The organism is Mycobacteroides immunogenum (assembly GCF_001605725.1).
In the GTDB taxonomy this organism is placed as follows: Bacteria; Actinomycetota; Actinomycetes; order Mycobacteriales; family Mycobacteriaceae; genus Mycobacterium; species Mycobacterium immunogenum.
On record NZ_CP011530.1, the window covers coordinates 764,675 to 784,962 of the forward strand.

A 20,288-nucleotide genomic window follows, 5' to 3' on the forward strand; every position below is an offset into this window, starting at 1 on the left:
GGAGGTAGCAAATGTCTATTCGCCATTGGCCGGTGCTGGCAGTAGCGCTGTTGATGGTAACCGGCTGCTCGTTTTTCGGCTCCGGACAGCGAGATGACTGGCGCACCCATACGGATATGGACCCCGTGGAGCGGGCAGTCGAGGCCACTCTGCGTGATATCGATCTATGCGGATTCGTCGACGCGAAGTCGATCAAGGCCAAGATCCCCCACGCGATCTCCTACGGATATACCGAAGGCTTTGACCGATGCACCCTGCAGCTGGGTGCCTTCGACGGCGGTTTTTCCAGCGATGTCTCGGCGACCATCGGCTTCGACCTGGCTCCCGAGCGGGTCGAGCCTGCCGTGGACTCGCTCGCGGTCAACGGAATAGCCGTGACACACGAACTGGGGCCGACGAGTAATCGCGGGTGGTGCCGCTACGTCTTCAACCTCGGCGCGGCCGATCCCGCGGAGGCGCCCTTGCGTGACGGTGCCGCCGACCTGATGAAGCGGGTCAGGGTCAGTGTGGTTGCCTCTCTTTCCCGGGATCCCGGACCGGGGGATCCGGTTTATCCCTGCGCGGAGGCGGTCGCGATCGCGACGGGGGCCGCGCGAATCAGATCGAACCGGCTGCCGCTGAAATCCGGCTGGCCCGATCCGTGTTCGCTCCTCGCGGACCTGCATGATTTCGCCAGCTACCGGCCCAGCGGAGACGGTGGAATACGGACCGATCTGTACGGGTGCTGGTTCAGCGCGGGGCCGCCCGGGGATAACAAGGCCAAGGGGGTGCGGCTGACCCTGCGGCCGCTCGACCCGCATGCGCCGGACACCTCCTCTTACGGGGAGCAGCGGCATTCAGTCGTCGAGCGGCGTGACGGTGTCGAATTGCACGTCAGCACCGTGACCCGGACGTACGACAAGCCGTACTGCGAGGTCTACGGATTCCTGGGAAAGGAATATCTGCCGACCTACTTCGTGCCCGGGACATCACGCCCGGGGGATGTCCGCGTGCCCGGTGCCGTGTTGCACGGGACCTCGTCGTGTGACGACATCACAGCGGCTGCGGTGGCCGCGAGCAAGAAGTTTGGTCAGTCGTAGACGGGTAGCGCGAACGATCGCCCTACCTTGAGCGCTTGGCGCGCCACGAGCTGACGAACACCGGGTAGCCGCAGGGACCACAGGCCGAGCCTGCGGAGCTGAGTCGCCCACGCCGAGTTGGATTCGCCGATCTTCAGGGCATCCAGGGCGAGCTGTTGACAGCGTGCGGCATAGGGGGCCATCAGCGCATGAAATCGGGCGAAGGCTGTGCTGAAATCGCCCTGCGCGGAACGCAATTCATGGGCAAGTATGAATGCGCCGACGATCGCCAGGCTCGTGCCCATGCCCGAGCGGGGAGAGGCGCACCAGGCCGCGTCGCCGAGCAGGCACACTCGCCCACGCGAATATCCGTCCAGATGCACCTGGCACAACGAGTCGAAGTAGGGTTCGTCGGTCGCGGATAGCGCACGCAGAACAGCGGGGGTCTCCCAGCCGAAGTCGGCGAACCGTTCCAGGAACAATTGTTTGTTGCCTTCGATGTCCCGGTAGTCGAAGTCGAGATGGTCGTCGGAGAACGAGAGCGACCCCCGCGCGGGGGCGTCGGGCGCGGTTGCCTGGATGCCAACGCCCCGCGACCCTTCCCGATAGGTCACCGTCTGGTGGTCCAGCCCGAGGTGATTGCCCATCGCGAAGAAAGTGAAGTACTGGCCTAGTGGGGTGACATATGCGCTCTCTGGCCCAAAGGCCAACGCGCGAAGACCCGAATGCACGCCGTCGGCACCCACCACGAGATCAAAGCTGGCCCGCGCCGATCGCGCGAAAGCAACGGCGACCTCGTCACCATCCTGGCGCACGTCGGTAAGCCAATCGCCGAACCGAAATGAGACACGGTCGCGCACCGCGTCATGCAGGATCTGGGCGAGATCTCCCCACAGGATTTCCAGTTCGCCGCTGATGACCTCCGGGGGAAGCCGGGCGATTTCCCTGCCGCGGGTGTCGACCATCACCATGGACCCCATATGTGTGGCCTGTGCCCGCACCGCATCGAGCAGACCCATTTTGTTCAGCACATCGATCGATGGGCCGCGAAAGTCGACAGCCTGACCGCCGCTCCTCAAGGCCGTGGCACGTTCCACGATCGTGACGGAGTGCCCTTCTTGCGCAAGCCAGTACGCCAACGCGGGGCCCGCGATACCGCCACCGCTGATCAGGATCTCGAGCGACATGTCGCCACGGTAGACCCCGTTCCTGAATGACTGGTGGGGCATCTCCACGCCCACGCTGATGTCGCCGGCAGCTCCGTCCGGGGCGCCGACGTCGTATTTATTGGTCGAGAAGACCTCTAATCGCCCTTGCACTCGCCATGTCCGAGTGCTAAAAATGGCATTGGCACTCACGACCGGTGAGTGCTAGGCCGGGACGGTGAGGCCGCAGCCCACACAGCTGCGTCCGTCCGTCGCGGGCACTGCGCCCGGCCCAGAACGTGCAACCCCCTATACGGAGGAATCACTTCGCAATGGCCAAGACAATTGCGTATGACGAAGAGGCCCGCCGCGGCCTGGAGCGGGGCCTCAACGCCCTCGCTGACGCGGTCAAGGTGACGCTGGGCCCCAAGGGTCGCAACGTCGTCTTGGAGAAGAAGTGGGGCGCCCCCACGATCACCAACGATGGTGTTTCCATCGCCAAGGAGATCGAGCTGGAGGATCCGTACGAGAAGATCGGCGCCGAGCTGGTCAAGGAAGTTGCCAAGAAGACCGATGACGTCGCGGGTGACGGCACTACTACCGCCACCGTGCTCGCTCAGGCCTTGGTCAAGGAAGGCCTGCGTAACGTCGCCGCCGGCGCCAACCCGCTCGGCCTGAAGCGCGGCATCGAGAAGGCCGTGGAGGCTGTTACCAGTGCCCTGCTGGCTTCCGCCAAGGAGATCGACACCAAGGAGCAGATCGCGGCCACCGCGGGCATCTCCGCTGGTGACCAGTCCATCGGCGATCTGATCGCCGAGGCCATGGACAAGGTTGGCAACGAGGGTGTCATCACCGTCGAGGAGTCCAACACCTTCGGCCTGCAGCTGGAGCTCACCGAAGGCATGCGCTTCGACAAGGGCTACATCTCGGGTTACTTCGTGACCGACGCCGAGCGTCAGGAAGCCGTCCTGGAGGATCCCTACATCCTGCTGGTCAGCTCCAAGGTGTCGACCGTCAAGGACCTGCTGCCCTTGCTGGAGAAGGTCATCCAGGCCGGCAAGCCGCTGCTGATCATCGCTGAAGACGTTGAGGGCGAAGCACTTTCGACCCTGGTCGTCAACAAGATCCGTGGCACCTTCAAGTCCGTCGCCGTCAAGGCCCCGGGCTTCGGCGACCGCCGCAAGGCCATGCTGCAGGACATCGCGATCCTCACCGGCGGACAGGTCATCAGCGAAGAGGTCGGCCTCTCCCTGGAGACCGCCGGCGTCGAGCTGCTCGGCACTGCCCGCAAGGTCGTCGTCACCAAGGACGAGACCACCGTCATCGAGGGTGCAGGCGATGCCGACGCGATCCAGGGCCGTGTCGCCCAGATTCGTGCCGAGATCGAGAACAGCGATTCCGACTACGACCGCGAGAAGCTGCAGGAGCGCCTGGCCAAGCTGGCCGGCGGTGTTGCGGTGATCAAGGCCGGAGCTGCCACCGAGGTGGAGCTCAAGGAGCGCAAGCACCGCATCGAGGACGCCGTTCGCAACGCGAAGGCCGCCGTCGAAGAGGGCATCGTCGCCGGTGGTGGCGTCGCCCTGCTGCAGGCTGCCCCCGCGCTGGACTCGCTCTCGCTCGAGGGTGACGAGGCCACTGGTGCCAACATCGTGCGTGTGGGGCTGTCGGCTCCGCTGAAGCAGATCGCCTTCAACGGTGGACTGGAGCCGGGTGTCGTCGCAGAGAAGGTCGCGAACCTTCCTGCGGGTCACGGCCTGAACGCGGCGACCAACGTGTACGAGGACCTGCTCGCGGCCGGCGTTGCCGACCCCGTGAAGGTGACCCGCTCGGCGCTGCAGAACGCGGCGTCCATCGCGGCGCTGTTCCTCACCACTGAGGCCGTCGTTGCCGACAAGCCGGAGAAGGCCGCCGCACCTGCGGGCGACCCGACCGGTGGCATGGGTGGCATGGACTTCTAAGTCCCCAACGAAAAGGCCCGGCCTGCCTGGAGAAATCCAGTGCAGACCGGGCCTTTTTCGTTGTTGATTCAGCGCCGAGTGGGAATCTGGCGCGGGAAATTGGCGCGATTCCCTCGCGAGATTCCCACTCGGGGTTGTTACACCGGCGCGGGCGCGATGACCCCTCCGGTGAGACGCCGATAGGTGTAGACGTGGATCAGCCCGGTGAGCGCCAGCTGCATCGGGATGGTGATCAAACCTCCGAAACCACATGTGATGGACGCAGCCATGCTTGCGGCGAAGCTGATCAAGGCCGCGATGAGGTAGACCAAGAAGACTGGGCCAAGATTGTCCTTCACGATCTGGAAACTCGCCTTGATCGCGTCGACTGGGCCCAGTCCGCGATCGACGGTGAAGAACACCGCGTACTGCGCAAAGAACGCAAAGACGATGCCCGGGATGATCAAGAGGAAGAACCCGATCACGGTGCCGAGGCCGACCAGCAATGCGGTGCCGACAAACGCGCCGAAGCTGCGGGCCCTGAAGAAGGTACCGAAGCTGATCGGTTTGCCATCGGCGACATCAAGATTGGCGGTCGTGATGGATGCGGCCATGTAGAGCCCGACCGCAGCGACAGCGATGCCCACGATGAACATCAGCACGGATGCGCCTGCGCCCAGGCTTGAGGAGCTTTCGTAGGAGTAGGACGCCGAGTCTTCGTCGTAGGTTCCGCTTCCGGTGGTAGCCATCATCGCGCCCACGGCGATGAAGTAGACGATCCCGACCGGCAGGCCGATGGCGAGGAACCAGACCAGATACGGGGGAATGAATGTCCCGAAGCGCTTGGTGACTTGCGCCCAGGACCAATTCCATGACTCGCCGGCATTGAACGGTCCCTGCGGTGGCCACGGGGCCTGTGGCGGCGGTTGATATCCCGGCGGCGGCTGATTCGCATATCCCGGAGGGGGCTGATTCGGGTTGTACGCAGACGGATCGCCCGAAGCAGGCGGCTCCTGTGGTGGATAGGTCACGTGGCAAGGTTAGCAACAGAGAAGTTTGCTAAACATTGAATGCGGGAAGTGTCGTAAGGGTGTGCGGCTCCGGGGTGTCGCACCGCCAGGTCTAGTTGCGGTGCCTCGCAGAATGCGGTGATAGTCTCGGTTCGCCAGGGCGGATCTTGCTTGCTGGAGAGGGGGCGGTTGGTGTTCGGCTATCGCGAAGATGGGGCACGGGCGTGACGCAGCCGCCGTCGCAGTTTGGCGGACCAAATCCTATTGACGGACCGGGCAATCCCGCACCGCAGCACGGCGGACCGCAATTCGGGGGACCGGCGCCGGTGGGTGTGCCGCAGCCTGATCCCGCGGCCTACGGGCCGCCGCCGAACTTTGGGCCGCCTCCACAGCAGCCGGGCTGGCCCAACCAGTTTGGTGGGCAGCCGCCGCAGTATCAGCAATTCGGACCGCCACCGGGTGCGCCGCAGAAGAATCGGCGGGCCCTGGTGGTCACCGGGGTGGCGACCGGCGTGGTGCTGCTGGTGGTGGCCATCGTGGTCGGAATCGTGTCCTTCTCCGGCGGCGGCGATGGTGAGACGAGCCCGGCCGGGGGCGCGGCCACCGCAGAGGCCGCGGTGAAGGGATACCTGGAGGCGTTGTCCAAGGGCGATGCCGAAGCGGCCCTATCCTTTTCGTCGGACCAGCCGGCGTCCAAGGAGTTTCTCACCGACGACATCCTGAAGAAGCAGATCGCGAAGTGGCCGATAGGGAACATTCGCATCCTCAATTCCGAGGACATGGGCGGTGTGATGGCCCGCGTGCACGTGGCCGCCAACTTCGGTGATCAAACCTCCGACGAGACAATTCTTGTCAAGAAGACCGACGGATCCTGGAAGCTGAGCACCGCGGCGGTCAAGCTGTCGCTGGATCAGAACGGCATTCTGGCCGGTGCCCTTCGCACCCTGTCTCTTTTCGGTAAGCCCGCCTCGAATATGTCTGTCGCATACGTCTTTCCGGGCTGGCTCGACATTGGATCCTCCAATAAGAATCTGACGGCGGTTTCGGCCCGTCCCGTGCTGCTGAACGGGATCTTGGTGCAGGGTGCTCCGGTCTTTCCGGGGGTAGAGATGCGGATGAGCGATGAGGGCGCCGCGGCGGTGAAGAAGGCCGTGGCCGACAACATCGCCGAGTGTGCGAAATCGACGTCCTTGGCGCCACCCGGATGCCCTCAGGCACTGCGTAATCCGGCATATGTCGACGGGACGGCCCACTGGGAGCCGCCGTCGGATGTGGACAAGGTGCAATACACCTTTACCGCGTTTGATCTGAACGTGCGGACCACCGGTGTCACAACGTGGATGCTGACAGTGCAATCCACCAACGGCAGCAGCGTGCAAGGGAGGGCGATTGTGCCGACGATGGGACAGATCGACATGACACAGGATCCGTTGGTAGTGAAGTGGTTCGGACGGTGACCGCCGCTACACAGGTGCAGCCGTCGCGACAGGAGCTCGATCAGGCACGCGCGGTCATCCAGGCTGTCGCGCAGGCGTTCTCGATCAAGGTGGTGGGACAGTCCGGACTTCAGCAGTCGCTGCTGATCGGTCTGCTCACCGGCGGCCATGTGCTGCTGGAGAGTGTCCCGGGTCTGGCCAAAACCACTGCGGCCCGGGCAATCGCCGATGCCATTCAAGCGCAGTTCCGCCGCATCCAGTGCACCCCAGACCTGCTGCCCAGTGACATCATCGGCACGCAGATCTTCGACGCCTCAAAGGGCACGTTCAAGACGCAATTGGGGCCGGTGCACGCCAACATTGTGCTGCTGGATGAGATCAACCGCTCCAGTGCGAAGACGCAGAGCGCCATGCTCGAGGCGATGGAGGAGCGGCAGACCAGCATCGCGGGAGAGATTTACAAGATCCCAGAGCCATTCCTGGTGCTGGCCACGCAGAATCCGGTTGACCAGGAAGGAACGTATCCGCTGCCGGAGGCGCAGATGGACCGGTTCATGTTCAAGGAGATCTTGACCTATCCGAACCCCGCGGAGGAGGCCGAGGTCGTGTTCAGGATCGATGCCGGGGTGTATGCGAATCACCAAGGCGCACCGGTGGCCTCAATCCAGGACATCCTTTACATCCAAGATGTGGTCCGACGTATCTACGTCGATCCCGCGATCGTGCATTACGTCACCCAGATTGTGAATGTCACCCGCAACCCCAAGCAGTACCTGCCGGCTAATCTGGCCCGGCTCATCGAATACGGTGCCAGCCCCCGTGCGACCATCGCATTCTGTAAGTCGGCGCGCGCGCTGGCGCTGTTGTCCGATCGCAATCACGTGCTTCCCGACGACATCAAGACGCTGGCACACCGGATTCTGCGGCACCGGCTGATCCTTGGATTCGAGGCGGTTGCTGAGAACGTCACAGCGGAAGTGCTGATAGACAACATTATTCAGGCCGTTCGAACCCCTTAGCCTGTCATGGGAGTGCTACTTCAACAGGTCAAGGCGGAGACGCTGACCAACAATCGCCTGACGGGCCCGACCGGACTGTCACGCGGGCTGCTCGAAGGTGAGCACCGTTCGATGTTCCACGGCCGCAGCCTGGAATTCGATGATCTGCGGCCTTACATCCTTGGCGACGACGTCCGCGACATCGATTGGCGCGCCTCGGCCCGATCCACCTCGGTACTGGTGAAACGCTTTGTGTCGTACCGGCAGCAGCGGATCCTGATGGTCGCCGACATCGGCCGCAACATGCTTGCCCGTGCGGCCGACGGCGAGTCGAAGCAACGGGTCGCGGTGAACGCGGTTGGCGTGGTGGGTCTCATCGCCAACAGCAAGGGCGATGAGATGGGACTGGTCTATGGCGATGAGCATGCGTCGGGGCGCATGCCGAATCGCCGCGGCGAGCCGCACTTGGAACACATGCTCGAAAGGATCAACAGCCGCGATATCACCACCAGCGGCCGCAGCAGCATCGCCGCGCAGCTGCGCTTTGTCGAGCGGAACTATCGACACCGGCACATCGTGTTCGTCATCTCTGATGAGCCTGATTTGTCCGACGAGCTCGACGCTGAGTTCCGTCGGCTGGCGGCGCGTCACAGCGTGTACTGGATCACCATCAAAGACGCTCCGTTGGTTGGGGTTCCAGAACTCGGCGGTGAGGGATACGACGTCGATTCGGGCCGCTCGATTCTGCGAGAAGAGATACTCGGGGGCCGGGTGATCGAGGCTTATCGACGTGCCGAGGCGCGACGGGAGGCGGCTTTCGACGAGTACGTGAATTCGTCGGCCATCCCGTGTGCACGGGTTGACGGTAGCCGCGACCTGGTCAAGGCGATCACCACGATGCTGAAGAAGGCCAGCCGTGCCAAATGACTATCTGAGATGGATAGTGGCGCCCTTGCCGTACTCGGTGCTGTGGCTGGTGCTGGGGGTCATCCTGGTGCTCTTGGTGATCGGATGGTGTGCGGGAATCTTCGTCTGGACGTTGCCCGTGGAGAAGCTGCGCACCATACCGGTGATTCGGGATATCAGTGCGTGGGTGCTGCGCCGTAAGTTCAGTGCGGCCATCGACAAGGTGCGTGCGGATCATGATGCGGGAAAACTAGATTCACGACAGGCCCACGGCGCGATGAGCCGGGTGTTGCGGACCTTTATTTACCTGCGTACCGGTGTGCGGGCTCCGTATATGTCTCTGGGTGAAGTCGCGCACAGCGGCGCGGCAGGGGCCGCTCCGGTAGTGGCACAACTGTATTCCGGACAGTTCGAGACTGCGGATGACGTCAACGTCGCGGCGACGGCCGCAGCGGTGCGGGGTGTGATCCAGTCATGGAGTTGAGATGGTGGTTTGTTGTCATCGGCGGGTTGGTCCTGCTGTTGGCCATCGTGCTGGCCGCTTCCTTCTGGCCCACACGCCAGCGGCCGCGTAGTCTTCGCCCGCTGGCGTGGGTGCAACGGCTGACCGTCCTTCCCGAGTATGTGCGGGCCTACCGTCGATATCGGATCATGTTGGCCGCCATCGCTATAGCTACCGTGGCATTTCTTCTGGCCGCGATCATCGCTACCGCGCGGCCCGTGAGTAGCGCAGCAACGGCCGCGCAGATCAACCGGGCCCACCCGGAAGACATCAACCTCTGTATCGCATACGACCCGGCTGCTCATGATGTTTCGGAAACGCTGAACTATTTCCGGGATCAGGCAAAGGCCTTCGATACGCAACGACTGGCCCTGACCTCTGCCACACTTCGGGTCATCCCCATGACTGCGGACAGTTCGTATCTGCAGGACCGGCTCGGCTATTTCGGTGGGCTCAACGCCTTGGCGGGTAAGGAAAAACCGGGGTCTGAGGACACCAAGGCGTTGCAGCGAGGGCGGCTGGAATTCTCCAGGGGAGTGGCCTACACCGACTACGCCCGCACAGTCAATGATGCTCTGGCCTTGTGTATGACCGGATTTCCGGGATTCACCAAGCCCAGCGATCACCGTCGTTCGGTGATCTTCCTGGGACCGACCGCCGAGCAACGACAAGCGCGGCCTATTTACACCGATGACAGGCTGGCCGAGTTGGCCAGGACCGCGCAGATACAGCTGAATGTTCTGACGCCCACCGCTGCCGAGGAAGGTGGTGCGGTGAAACGGCTGGCCGAGGGGACCGGTGGCCGATTCATCACCTACCTGCAAGGCGCGAAGACCGCCAGCGCGGCCGAACTGGCCGGGATCGACAAGACCTTCCGGGGTCACCTCGATGAGATTCGTGCCAACCCCCCGGCGATAACCCAGTCCGACGGCACGATCTACGTGCAGAAGGTGCAGGATCGGCCGAACGTGATCCTGGTTATCGCCTTGGGGATCGCCGTGGTCTTCGCAACCGCCTTGGCGGGGGTGCGGCGATGACCTTCCAGCCCGTACTGCCCTGGTGGATATTCATCGTGCTCGCGGTCGTCATTGTCGTGCTGCGCATGTACACCCTGTATCGGGTGTTGGTGGTGGTGGGCGGGGGCAGCCAACGCAAGGTGGTGTTGCGCTGGAGTCTGTTGACACTCGCGATTGTGTGCGTCTTCGCGGCGGCGGCACGGCCGGGGATCGAGCCGACGCGGCATGTGCTTACCGAATCGAATGCCGTCGCGGCAGCCAATAGCAATGTCAATGTCTTCTTCGTTGTCGATCGGTCCATCAATTCTCGGGCCGAAGACTACGGAAGCGGACAGTTCCGCATGGCGGGTATTCGCGCGGATATGGATGCGATCGTCAATCAGTATCCGCAAGGCCGCTTTTCCATCACCTCGTTCGCGACCGGCGCACGGGTGGATTGGCCTCTTTCTGAAGATATTTGGAGCCTGAGGGCGTTGTTGAAGGGTTACTCGGCGTACGTGGCGGAACCCGACTCGGTGTACCGCGTCCAGGTGGCGGCTGCCGGCGACGAGCTCAAGAGGCAACTCGAACTGGCTCGTCAGCAGTACCCCGGTTCAAGCAATATCGTGTTCTACCTTGGCGAGGGCGCCGGTGCGTCACGCCAGCCCGTCACGAGGTTCGATATCCCGGGCGATCTCGTCGACGGAGGCGCGGTACTCGGTTACGGAACCCCCGAGGGTGGCCGGGTGGCCAGTCAGCTCGCGGCCAACGGAGACAAGACCTACTTCCAGAATGCTGGTGGTACCGGGCCTTTTCTGTCGATCCTCGACGAACGATCCCTCAAGGACATCGCCGACCAGCTGCACGTGCGGTATGTCCATCGAATACAGGGGGATTCGATTGCCCCAGTGATTCCGGCACTGGATCCGTCGGCAACCACACGCGAGCAGCGCTCGGTATCGCTTCCCGGCAGCAGAACAGAGTTCTACTGGGTTTTCACGGGCATCGCGATGGCCCTGATGTTCTACGAGCTGTTTGCGATGGTGCGTGAATATCGCATGTCACGCATCACGAAGGTGAGGCCCACGTGACCCCGCGGGCGATTCTTGCTTTCGTGCGACGGTTCTTCACCGAAGGACCGCGCCGAAAGGTGCTGCGACGCAAGTTGGTGGCCCTTTCGGTAGTGCCCGCGCTGTTGTTACTGGGGCTCGCGCTGAAGCTCGTTGTCATGGTGAGCACCGGGTATGCCGCACAGTCGCATTACCTGGGCTATGACTCGTACTCGCTTCGGGACGATGTGCGACTTCTCAAGTCGTGGAACATCATCGACTCGTACAAGGCCTACTTCACAGAAGGTGACCGGTACGTTCTCGAGGGCAAGCTGGCAGAAGCGGAGACCGAATTCAAGCAGTCTCTCGAACGAGTGGATCCCGGGAAGTCTTGTCCGGTGCGGATCAACTTGGAAGTGGTGCTGGAAACACGCGGCGACCTCAAGTCTGCCGATCGCAAGCGGGATGAAGCCAAGAAGTTCTGGGAAGAAGCGCTCGTCGTCACTCGAGAGGCACCTGCGGGATGCTTCGACACCACGAGCGAACCCGACGGCGAGGTGCGCAAGCATCTCAACGAAACTGAACGGCGACTGCTCGACAAACTGAAGGACCCACCCGCGACGTCGACCTCACCTACCCCCACGACGTCCCCCTCTCCGCCGCCTTCTCCGTCTGATGGTGGCGGCGGTGGCGGTGGCGGTGGCAACGACCAAAATGGCGGCGACCAAAATGGCGGCGGCACCGATCAGAGCGGCGGTAGTGGCCAGGGTGGCAGCGACCAGAACGGTGAGCCCAATCAGCAACCGGGTGAACCGACTCAGGAGAGCCAAAGCCCGGGTCAGCCCACCCAGGCGCCGAATCCGATTGGACCTGATCGGATTCCCACCAACGCCGGCGGCGGCGGAAACGAGCTTCATCCCAATCAGGGCGATCCGTCAGAGGCGCTCAGGCGATCGTTGGAGAATTCGACGGCCTCGGGTACCGACACCGAATAGTCCCGACATCCATGGGTCTGGCCTGTGGTGAGGTGGCCGGCGATTCACTCCAGGCGTGATGTCGACCACTAACGACATTGTTTTCCAACGATTTCCCCCCGGCGCGCCACCGATCTTCGGTTCAGTGGGAACTTTTTGCCCGCGTTGATCGACTGCTCCCTTAGTCGCATTAGTCAGTCAAATCCGCGAGAAGGTTAGGGAGTCGATGACGCTCAACGTGAAGGGCGAGGGGCTGGGGGCGCAGGTCACCGGAATTGATCCAGGCAAGCTGGATGGCATCACCACCGAGGAGATCCGCGAACTCGTCTATCGGCATAAGCTCGTCGTCCTCAAGGGTGTGCACCCCACGCCCGAGCAATTTATCCAACTCGGGCGGCTGATCGGCGAGATCGTGCCCTACTACGAGCCCGTCTATCATCATCAGGATCACCCCGAGATCTTTGTGTCTTCTACCGAAGAGGGCCAAGGAGTTCCGCGAACCGGCGCGTTCTGGCACGTGGACTACATGTTCATGCCGAAACCGTTCGCGTTCTCCATGGTGTTGCCGTTGGCGGTGCCGGGGCACGACCGCGGAACCTACTTCATCGACCTGAGCAAGGTGTGGGAATCGCTGCCTGCAAATACAAAGGAGGCAGCTCGGGGGACGTTCAGCACACACACTCCGCGCCGCTACATCAAGATTCGCCCCAGCGACGTCTACCGTCCGATCGGGGAGATCCTGGCCGAGATCGAGCGAACCACGCCTCCGCAGAAGTGGCCCACGGTGATTAAGCACCCGAAGACCGGGGAAGAGATCCTCTACATCTGCGAAGCCGGTACCGAGACCATCGAGGACGAAGCCGGTCGCATTCAGGATGCCGAGTTGCTGCAGCAGCTCCTGGAGGCATCAGGCCAGCTCGACTCCGATTATGCGTCCGATTTCATCCATGCGCAGCACTACGAAGTGGGGGATATCGTGTTGTGGGACAATCGCTCTCTGGTGCATCGCGCCAAACACGGGACGGTCTCGGGCACCCTGACGACGTACCGTCTGACCATGCTGGACGGCCTCGAGGCGCCGGGATTCGCGGCATGAGCGCGGTAGCCGCGACACTGTCGGTACAGACCGGGCTGCCTTCGGCGGGCATGGCACCGATGTCCGAGGCGCTGCTCAGCAGAGTCCTGGAACCGTATTCGTACAAGGGATGCCGCTACCTCAACGATGCCGAATACGGAATCACTTCTGACGCGGTGCACGCGCAGGGAAATTTCTCGATCGACGAGTCCGCCTACATCCGCAGCACCGGCCACTTCAACGCGGTGGAGCTGGTGCTGTGTTTCAACCAGTTGGCCTATAGCGCCTTCGCGCAGGGGGTTATCAACGACGATATCTGGGCATTCCGGGGCTGGTCGATCGATGACTATTGCGAGAACCAGCTCTCCGGCATGTTGATCAAGAGCACATCGTCGCGGTTTCGCAGGCTGGTCAATCCACGGCAGTTCTCCGCGCGCCTGCAGGCACGGGACTTCCATATCGTCGACCGGTCGTGGCGCTACCTCCAGTTCCACAGCACCATCGAATTCTGGGACCAGAACGGTGGATCCGCGGCCGGAGAGTTCGACATCGCGGTTCTCAACATTCCGTAGCCCTCTGACAGGAAGCCATCCCCACCGTCATGTCCCAGTCACCGCCGCCCACCGTGTGGGAACGGATCGTCGAGCAGGCTCACTCGCGGCCCGAGTCAATTGCTTTGTGCCGCAGCGATGGCAGTGGTGTCATCAGTTACGGCGAGCTGATCGGTGCTGCCGAAGCCCTTGCGGAGAGCCTTCGCGCCCACTCGGTCAACCAAGGTTCTCGTGTCGTGATCCTCTCCGACAACGGGCCCCAGACATACCTGTCGGTGTTGGCCTGTGCGCGACTCGGGGCTATCGCGGTCATGGTCGACGACGCCCTCCCGGCGGCGACCGTCGCGCGGTTCTGCGAGGTAACCGATCCCGCTGCGATCATCGCGGGTGGCGACGCCGAAGTTCGGGCCTCGGGTGGCGAAACGGATGACCTGACAGCGCACCTCGGCAGCGGGGCCGACGACGCACTCGCCATGATCTTCACCAGCGGAACCACCGGTGAACCGAAGGCCGTGCTGCTGCCCAACCGGACGTTCTTCGCCATCCCGGACATCCTGCGTACACACGCACTGGGCTGGATTGATTGGGTGGCGGGGGAGACGACCTATTCGCCACTGCCCGCGACACACATCGGTGGACTGTGGTGGATTCTCAACGGGCTGATGCACGGCGCTTCGTGCGTCACCGGGGGTGAGGGCGGGGCCTCGCTGCTGGAATTGCTCGTCGACAATGGTGTGGCCACCGCATGTCTGGTGCCGACCCTGCTGACCAGACTTGTGTCGGAACTCAAGCTCACCGGTGGCGATATTCCCGCATTGCGCTTCATCGCCTACGGCGGCTCGCGGGCGATTCCTGCCGACGTGCGATTCATCGAAGCCGCCGGAGTGCGGACGGCACAGGTCTACGGGTTGAGTGAAACAGGTTGTACCGCACTGTGTCTGCCGAGTGACGGCGAGTCGATTGCCCGGATTGAGGAAGGTGCGGTGGGGCGCCCCTACCCGGGTGTGCAGACCTTCCTCTCCGGCGAAGGGTCCGCCGGGCCGCGAGCAGGCGCGGAGTCTGCTTCCTACGGCACTTTGTGGATCAAATCGCCGGCCAACATGCTCGGCTATTGGGGCAATCCCGATCGCACCCGGGAGGTGCTGGCCGACGGCTGGGTGAACACCGGGGATCTGGTGGAACAGCGCGACGACGGGTTCTTCTACATCCGGGGCCGCTCTTCGGAAATGATCATTTCCGGCGGTGTCAACGTGATACCGGACGAGGTCGATCGAATCGCTGAAAACATCTCGGGGGTCCGTGAAGCGGCGTGCTACGAGATACCGGACGAGGAGTTCGGAGCGCGGGTGGGGTTGGCGGTAGTGTCCGCCACCGATCTCGACAGCACGGGTACGGCCGAGCTGAAGCGACGGATCGCCGCCCGATACCGGGCGGAGTCGGAGTCGATGGCCAGGCCGTCGACGATCCTCATTGTTGACGACATCCCACGGACCAAGTCCGGCAAGGTGATGCGGTCGTCATTGTCCGCCACGCTGAACAGGGCAGACACGCGTGTCTGACACCACGAGAGACCGGATTCTGGCGGCGGTGTGCGAGGTGCTGTACATCTCGGAATCCGAGCTCTTCGACGGCGACTCGACCGATCTTCGAGAACTGGGGCTGGATTCGGTCCGATTCGTGCTGCTGATGAAGAAACTGGACGTGACCCGCGGCTCGGATCTGCAGAAGCGTTTGGTTGCAGACCTTTCCGTCGCGGGGTGGACCCAGATGCTGGAGCTCGGGCAATCGGAGGGCGTCACATGACGGTCGCCGTGGAGCCGCAGGTAGACCGCGTGCCGATGAGTCGCTCCCAGCAGAACATGTACAACGGTGCGGTGCAGGCCGGCGACCCGGGGCTGTACCTGATCGGGAAGAGCTTTCGGCTTCATCCGATCGAATTATCCGCATTCCTATCAGCGCTGGAAGCGGCCGTAGCCGCCAATCCTCTACAGCTGTGCGTGCTGGAGCCCGCGCAGGAGGGTGCCGGACATCCAGAACTGGTACGACGCTTGCAGTTCAGCGACATCGCGACGGTCGCCCCGGATCAGGATGATCTGACCGCACGGACCGCGGAGCAACTGGTGATTCTGTGGTCCGATGACCTCACCACGAAACCGCTTGTGCGGTACACCGTGCGTACCGGGCCAGACGGACAGGTGGTCGGCCTGGATATTCAGGCGCATCACCTGCTGTTCGATGGGGGCGCCATCGGTGTGATCGAGGCCGATCTCGGTCGGCGACTATCGCAACCGGAAGATGGCGAACCAGCCGGTGTCGGTGAAGGATTGGCCAGGATCGTGGCGGCGCATAGTCGAGAGTCCGCCAAGGCGGCGGAATCACTGCGACGCTTCGGAGCGGCGATTCAGAGTGAACTCTCCGAGGCGGCCCGGCACCGCGGGTACGGACAAGGTTCTGGCGGCACAACGGTGGGTGCCGCCAAAGGAGTGTTGCTGGAGACCGTCACGTTATCCGGCAAGGCATTCGACGCGATTGACGCGCTCGCCGAGACCAAACAGATACCCCTGAATATTCTGGTGGCCGCGGCGGCCGTCGCGGTGGACGCGAGCTTGCGGCAGAGCGCTCAGACGCTGTTGATTCACGCGGTGGACAACAGGTTTGGCGAGCCCGGCCTGGACGTGGCCACCTGTCTGGTCAACTCCGTCGCACACCCGGTCCGGTTTCCTGTCTTTGCCTCGGTAGAGGATGTTGCGCGATCCCTGGATCGCGAGTATGTGAAGGCTTCCAGGCGACGGTGGCTCCGTGAAGAGCAATACCGCCGAATGTATCTGGCGATCAACAGGACTGCGCATGTCGAAGCGCTGACTTTCAACTTCATCCGTGAGACATGCGCGCCCGCGCTGCGCCCGTATCTCTCGGCTGCGCCCTACGTGACGGATATCGGCCCGGTAGAGGGTATGACCGTGTCCTGCGTCGCGGACGAGGACCGGCGTACTCTCACGTTGTCGATCTGGCACCGGAACGATGTGCCGAGCACAAGCGCGCACCCATGGGTTGCCGAGAGGATCGCCGCGGCATTGGGTTCGATGACGGCCATGTGGCATATGCCGATAGCCATGGCGGTCAATGAGTGGTTCGGGATCGGCCCGGACGGCGCCCGTCGCCGAGGCGATGACCCTGCGGGCCCATCCCCCGTGGCGGCACGCGCCTGGTTCCTGAACATCGAATCCGTTGCGGCACAATCTCTGCGGGGGCGGCGATTTGTCGAGCCATGGATCGCGTGGCTGATTGCCGACGATGTCGCCCCCGGCGACATCGTCGTCTGTGTCGATGACGACACCGACAAGACTGTGGACCTGTTGATCGCATGCCACCTCGCCGGCTGCGGCTACAGCGTGTGCGAAAGCGAGACCGAGCTTGCCGTACGCGCTGATTCGATTGTGGAGCACTCAGCCGGTATCACCGCGCATGTGATCGATGTCGCCGCCACCACGCCCGCGGCGCCGGACGCATCGTTACGGGCGAACGTTGCCGAGCGGATGGATCAGGTTACGCGGGACGGTGACCTGGCCGACAAGACGGCGTACATCATGGCGACCTCGGGATCGACGGGACAACCCAAGCTGGTGCCGGTCTCCCATGGTGCTCTTGCGCTCTTCGCCCACGCTGCCTGCCGCGCGTACGGTTGGCGCCCGCAGGACCGCATTCTGCAATGCGCCCCGCTGACATCGGATATCAGTGTCGAAGAAATCTTCGCCGCCGCGATATGCGGTGCGGAGGTCGTCCGTTCGGCGGCAATGAAGTCCGGAGACGTCGGTGCCTTGGTGCGCGATATCCGGGTGCTCCGGCCAACCCTGATCGATCTGCCTACGGCGGTGTGGCATCTGTTGTGCGAGGACGACGAGACCTTGGCCGCGATCGGTTGCTCCGGTGTGCGCCAGGTGATTGTCGGTGGCGAAGCAATCCGTACCCGCGCTGTGGAACAATGGCTGAAATGCCCTCATAGCAGCAATATTTCGATCATCTCAAGCTATGGACCCACCGAGACTACGGTGGTGGTCACCCACTTACCCATCACAGCGGGGGACGGCTCCGACTGGCTCCGTGTGGGTTCGCCGGTGGTACCGAACACGGTTTTTGTCGCCTTCGGCGAAATCGTTATCACGGGTGCCGCGGTCTCGGCTGGCTATCTGGGCATGCGCAGTGAGAGCTTCGGCGTGGTCAGCACCGGCGGTGGAGCACCGCTGCGGGCCTTCGCGACAGCGGATCGTGTCGTATTCGATGAGGACGGATTTCCGTCGTTCGCAGGGCGCCGCGATGCCATTGTGAAGATTGCGGGGAGGCGGATTGACACCGCGGCGATCATCGGGCGCCTAGCCGAAGACCCCGCAGTGGCCGATGTCGATGTGGCAGAACACAACGGCGCGCTGGCCGTGTGGTTCCAGGCGCGCGAGGGCTCGGACGGCACCGAATCTGCGGCGCGGATCAGACGCCAGCTGGTAGGCCTGGGTGTTGGCTCCTTCTTCGTTGTCGGTGTGCCGAGCATCCCGCGAAAGCCGAATGGCAAGGTGGACAAAGACGGTCTGCGCACCCTGCCGCAGTTTGTGGAAGCGGTTCCGGACGCGGCAGGTGCCGACGAGGTGGCGGCTGGGCTCGCCCGGATCTGGAGCGGCCTGCTGGGGCGGCAGATCGGTGCGGAGTCCTCGCTTCTGGCCGAGGGAGTCGGCTCGCTCGACCTGATCCGAATCCTGCCGGCCACACGCCAGCACCTTGGCCGTGAACTGTCCGTGTTGGATCTCATCAGCGCGGACAGCGCCGCATATCTCGCCGCGGCGGGCGCGACAGTGGACGAGCTGGCAGCCCTGGATTTTGCCGCCGATATTGCCGCCGATCTAGAACGGATGATGAACGCCCGGCCCGCCCCGACGTGGTGCGGCAATGACTCGCAGGTTGTTGATGATGGGCCCATCGTCGTGCTCGGGGCTTCCGGGATTGTCGGCACCGGCTTCGCGCGTGCGACGCTGGAACTCAAACGCGAAGGCTCGCTGCGCCCTGAGGTCATCTTGGTCACGAGATCAGAGCTGCCGGACGGTGGACCTTGGCCGCTGCTCGAGGGCATGAGTGGCGTCAGGATTGCCCGTCTCGGGGCCGAGTTTCATCCTGGGATGCTGGACGAATTGCTGCGGGCATCCGGTGCCAGCACGCTGGTCAACTGCATAGGGAACACCAATGTGCTGGCCCCCTATCGCGATATTCGAGATGCCAACGTGGAATGGGTATCTGCTGCCGTAGATGCCAGCATGACGGCGGGTGCGCGGCTGATCCACATGTCGACCTTCGTGGTCAATGTCGAGGCCGCGGAAGCGCGGGTCACCGATCCGCGTGAGGCCGTGTACCCGTACGCGGCGTCCAAGGCGCTGGCCGAACTGGTTGTCGCGGCCTCGCCGAGCGAGCTCGACTTCACGCTGGTGCGGCTACCCAGGGTGCTCGGTGAAGCCGGCCAGTTGGGCGCCGGCGCCGATATTCTGGTGTCGGTCGTTGACGCGTGTATTGCGTTGCAGGCCTACCCTTCCGTCGCGTTGACCGAGGAAGTGACCACCGGTGTTACCGCGGCCCGGTCCATCCTGGGGATGGCAGCGGGACAGTCAACGCTGGGCCGGGGAGTGACGGTGATGCGCGGTCTGCCCGTCGTCTACGCCGATTTCCTTCATGGCTTCGGCCTGGAGAAGCTGGGGCTGGAGGAATGGAAACGTCAGCTGGACCGCAGCGACTGGGCTGAACGCAATCCACGCCGTTGGTCGGTAATCGATGCTTGGGCCGGTTTGGGATTGCGGCTCGGATCGCTCACTTACGCCGACTATCTCGCGAAACACCGGACCCTATCGCTCGATACGGCTTCGGTGACCGAGCTGTCCGCGATACCCGCATCAATCCGGGATCTGCTGGTACAGGGACGTTCTCGATGACCGTCAGACAGCCTAATAAGGAGGAAAGTGCCGATGATTCTTAACGTCGTTCCCGAAGGTTTGGCCGCGGCCAGCGCTGCGGTGGAGGCGCTGACCGCACGGCTCGCGGCGGTACAGGCGGCCGCCGCACCGGTGATCGGTGCGGTGATGCCGCCGGCCGCCGACCCGGTCTCGATCCAGAGTGCGGCACTGTTCAGTGCCCACGGCATCGAGCGCACCGGCGCAGGCAATGCCGCCGCCTTTGAGCTCGGACGGGCCGGTATCGGGGTTACCGAGGCGGCGACAAGTTACACGGTCGGCGATATGAGCGCGGCCGCAACGTATATGCCGGGAATCGCGTAGTTCCCGGCACACCCACCACCATCGAAGAAGGGAAATCTCATGAGTTTGCTTGATGCACATATTCCGGCCCTGGTGGCTTCGGAGGGCACGTTCGGTGCCAAGACCGCGTTGATGCGTTCGACGATTTCGCAGGCGGAGTCGGCGGCGTTGTCGGCCCAGGCGTTCCATGTCGGTGAGTCCTCGGTGGCCTTCCAGGCCGCCCATGCCCGGTTCGTGGAAGTGGCCGCCAAGGTCAACGCGCTACTCGATATCGCACAGATCAACCTCGGAGATGCCGCGGCCACCTACGTGGCCGAGGATGTCGCCGCCGCCAGCCGCTACGGCGTCTAGAAACCAACTTAGGGAGA

The 20,288-nt window shown here is 63.2% G+C and carries 18 protein-coding genes; 16 read left to right on the top strand and 2 right to left on the bottom strand.

Going from position 1 to position 20,288, the window contains the following annotated elements; genetic code table 11:
- Positions 1-11: 11 nt before the first annotated feature.
- A complete protein-coding gene (locus tag ABG82_RS03885) occupies positions 12-1,079 on the top strand; it encodes a hypothetical protein (RefSeq protein ID WP_043080205.1) in 1,068 nt (355 codons plus the stop codon).
- On the opposite strand, the gene ABG82_RS03890 is transcribed toward ABG82_RS03885, so the two are convergent.
- The gene (locus ABG82_RS03890) at positions 1,070-2,245 is read right to left on the bottom strand and encodes an FAD-dependent monooxygenase (protein WP_043080224.1); all 1,176 of its coding nucleotides are present in this window, start codon (positions 2,243-2,245) and stop codon (positions 1,070-1,072) included. The two genes, ABG82_RS03885 and ABG82_RS03890, sit on opposite strands and share 10 nt — an antisense overlap.
- A 290-nt stretch (positions 2,246-2,535) precedes the next feature.
- On the opposite strand from ABG82_RS03890, the gene groL reads away from it, so the two are divergent.
- Positions 2,536-4,161: a chaperonin GroEL gene (gene groL, locus ABG82_RS03895; protein ID WP_043080204.1), complete on the top strand. Its 1,626-nt coding sequence runs from the start codon at positions 2,536-2,538 to the stop codon at positions 4,159-4,161.
- Positions 4,162-4,298: 137 nt separating this feature from the next.
- Here groL and ABG82_RS03900 read toward each other — a convergent pair whose 3' ends face one another.
- On the bottom strand, positions 4,299-5,171 hold the full coding sequence (locus tag ABG82_RS03900; protein WP_062826681.1) for a DUF2189 domain-containing protein: 873 nt from the start codon (positions 5,169-5,171) through the stop codon (positions 4,299-4,301).
- A gap of 203 nt (positions 5,172-5,374) precedes the next feature.
- Here ABG82_RS03900 and ABG82_RS03905 point away from each other — a divergent pair, with 203 nt between their 5' ends.
- The 14 genes from ABG82_RS03905 (at position 5,375) to ABG82_RS03970 (ending at position 20,271) form a co-directional block, all read left to right on the top strand.
- Complete coding sequence (locus ABG82_RS03905) at positions 5,375-6,607, top strand: DUF4878 domain-containing protein (protein ID WP_043080202.1); 1,233 nt, start codon at positions 5,375-5,377, stop codon at positions 6,605-6,607.
- Positions 6,604-7,605 carry an AAA family ATPase gene (locus tag ABG82_RS03910; RefSeq protein ID WP_043080223.1) on the top strand — a complete coding sequence of 334 codons (1,002 nt, stop codon included), beginning with the start codon at positions 6,604-6,606 and terminating at the stop codon, positions 7,603-7,605. Before ABG82_RS03905 ends, ABG82_RS03910 begins: the two co-directional genes overlap by 4 nt.
- Positions 7,606-7,611: 6 nt before the next feature.
- Positions 7,612-8,511, top strand: a complete 900-nt coding sequence (locus tag ABG82_RS03915; RefSeq protein ID WP_043080201.1) for a DUF58 domain-containing protein — start codon at positions 7,612-7,614, stop codon at positions 8,509-8,511.
- Complete coding sequence (locus tag ABG82_RS03920; RefSeq protein WP_043080200.1) at positions 8,501-8,974, top strand: hypothetical protein; 474 nt, start codon at positions 8,501-8,503, stop codon at positions 8,972-8,974. The genes ABG82_RS03915 and ABG82_RS03920 overlap by 11 nt, the downstream gene beginning before the upstream one ends.
- The gene (locus ABG82_RS03925) at positions 8,965-10,029 is read left to right on the top strand and encodes a hypothetical protein (RefSeq protein WP_043080199.1); all 1,065 of its coding nucleotides are present in this window, start codon (positions 8,965-8,967) and stop codon (positions 10,027-10,029) included. Before ABG82_RS03920 ends, ABG82_RS03925 begins: the two co-directional genes overlap by 10 nt.
- The gene (locus ABG82_RS03930) at positions 10,026-11,078 is read left to right on the top strand and encodes a vWA domain-containing protein (RefSeq protein ID WP_043080198.1); all 1,053 of its coding nucleotides are present in this window, start codon (positions 10,026-10,028) and stop codon (positions 11,076-11,078) included. The genes ABG82_RS03925 and ABG82_RS03930 overlap by 4 nt, the downstream gene beginning before the upstream one ends.
- Positions 11,075-12,031 (top strand): tetratricopeptide repeat protein, encoded by a 957-nt coding sequence (locus tag ABG82_RS03935; protein WP_043080197.1) that lies wholly within the window; start codon positions 11,075-11,077, stop codon positions 12,029-12,031. The genes ABG82_RS03930 and ABG82_RS03935 overlap by 4 nt, the downstream gene beginning before the upstream one ends.
- Before the next feature lie 205 nt (positions 12,032-12,236).
- Positions 12,237-13,106 carry a (3R)-3-[(carboxymethyl)amino]fatty acid oxygenase/decarboxylase gene (gene scoE / locus ABG82_RS03940; RefSeq protein ID WP_043080196.1) on the top strand — a complete coding sequence of 290 codons (870 nt, stop codon included), beginning with the start codon at positions 12,237-12,239 and terminating at the stop codon, positions 13,104-13,106.
- Entirely contained in the window at positions 13,103-13,657 is a 555-nt protein-coding gene (locus ABG82_RS03945; RefSeq protein WP_043080195.1) for an FcoT family thioesterase, read from the top strand. Before scoE ends, ABG82_RS03945 begins: the two co-directional genes overlap by 4 nt.
- Positions 13,658-13,686: 29 nt before the next feature.
- Positions 13,687-15,195, top strand: a complete 1,509-nt coding sequence (locus tag ABG82_RS03950) for an AMP-binding protein (protein ID WP_043080194.1) — start codon at positions 13,687-13,689, stop codon at positions 15,193-15,195.
- On the top strand, positions 15,188-15,439 hold the full coding sequence (locus ABG82_RS03955; RefSeq protein ID WP_043080193.1) for an acyl carrier protein: 252 nt from the start codon (positions 15,188-15,190) through the stop codon (positions 15,437-15,439). Before ABG82_RS03950 ends, ABG82_RS03955 begins: the two co-directional genes overlap by 8 nt.
- On the top strand, positions 15,436-19,599 hold the full coding sequence (locus tag ABG82_RS03960) for an AMP-binding protein (RefSeq protein ID WP_043080192.1): 4,164 nt from the start codon (positions 15,436-15,438) through the stop codon (positions 19,597-19,599). The genes ABG82_RS03955 and ABG82_RS03960 overlap by 4 nt, the downstream gene beginning before the upstream one ends.
- A 33-nt stretch (positions 19,600-19,632) precedes the next feature.
- The gene (locus tag ABG82_RS03965; protein ID WP_043080191.1) at positions 19,633-19,941 is read left to right on the top strand and encodes a PE family protein; all 309 of its coding nucleotides are present in this window, start codon (positions 19,633-19,635) and stop codon (positions 19,939-19,941) included.
- Positions 19,942-19,980: 39 nt separating this feature from the next.
- A complete protein-coding gene (locus ABG82_RS03970; RefSeq protein WP_062826675.1) occupies positions 19,981-20,271 on the top strand; it encodes a hypothetical protein in 291 nt (96 codons plus the stop codon).
- The last annotated feature ends 17 nt before the right edge of the window (positions 20,272-20,288 follow it).

Excerpts from the sequence above, each read along its gene's own strand:
- ABG82_RS03885 (WP_043080205.1), top strand. The coding sequence starts at position 12 with ATGTCTATTCGCCATTGGCCGGTGCTGGCAGTAGCGCTGTTGATGGTA.
- ABG82_RS03890 (WP_043080224.1), bottom strand. The coding sequence starts at position 2,245 with ATGTCGCTCGAGATCCTGATCAGCGGTGGCGGTATCGCGGGCCCCGCG.
- groL (WP_043080204.1), top strand. The coding sequence starts at position 2,536 with ATGGCCAAGACAATTGCGTATGACGAAGAGGCCCGCCGCGGCCTGGAG.
- ABG82_RS03915 (WP_043080201.1), top strand. The coding sequence starts at position 7,612 with ATGGGAGTGCTACTTCAACAGGTCAAGGCGGAGACGCTGACCAACAAT.
- ABG82_RS03925 (WP_043080199.1), top strand. The coding sequence starts at position 8,965 with ATGGAGTTGAGATGGTGGTTTGTTGTCATCGGCGGGTTGGTCCTGCTG.
- ABG82_RS03930 (WP_043080198.1), top strand. The coding sequence starts at position 10,026 with ATGACCTTCCAGCCCGTACTGCCCTGGTGGATATTCATCGTGCTCGCG.
- scoE (WP_043080196.1), top strand. The coding sequence starts at position 12,237 with ATGACGCTCAACGTGAAGGGCGAGGGGCTGGGGGCGCAGGTCACCGGA.
- ABG82_RS03945 (WP_043080195.1), top strand. The coding sequence starts at position 13,103 with ATGAGCGCGGTAGCCGCGACACTGTCGGTACAGACCGGGCTGCCTTCG.
- ABG82_RS03950 (WP_043080194.1), top strand. The coding sequence starts at position 13,687 with ATGTCCCAGTCACCGCCGCCCACCGTGTGGGAACGGATCGTCGAGCAG.
- ABG82_RS03960 (WP_043080192.1), top strand. The coding sequence starts at position 15,436 with ATGACGGTCGCCGTGGAGCCGCAGGTAGACCGCGTGCCGATGAGTCGC.
- ABG82_RS03965 (WP_043080191.1), top strand. The coding sequence starts at position 19,633 with ATGATTCTTAACGTCGTTCCCGAAGGTTTGGCCGCGGCCAGCGCTGCG.
- ABG82_RS03970 (WP_062826675.1), top strand. The coding sequence starts at position 19,981 with ATGAGTTTGCTTGATGCACATATTCCGGCCCTGGTGGCTTCGGAGGGC.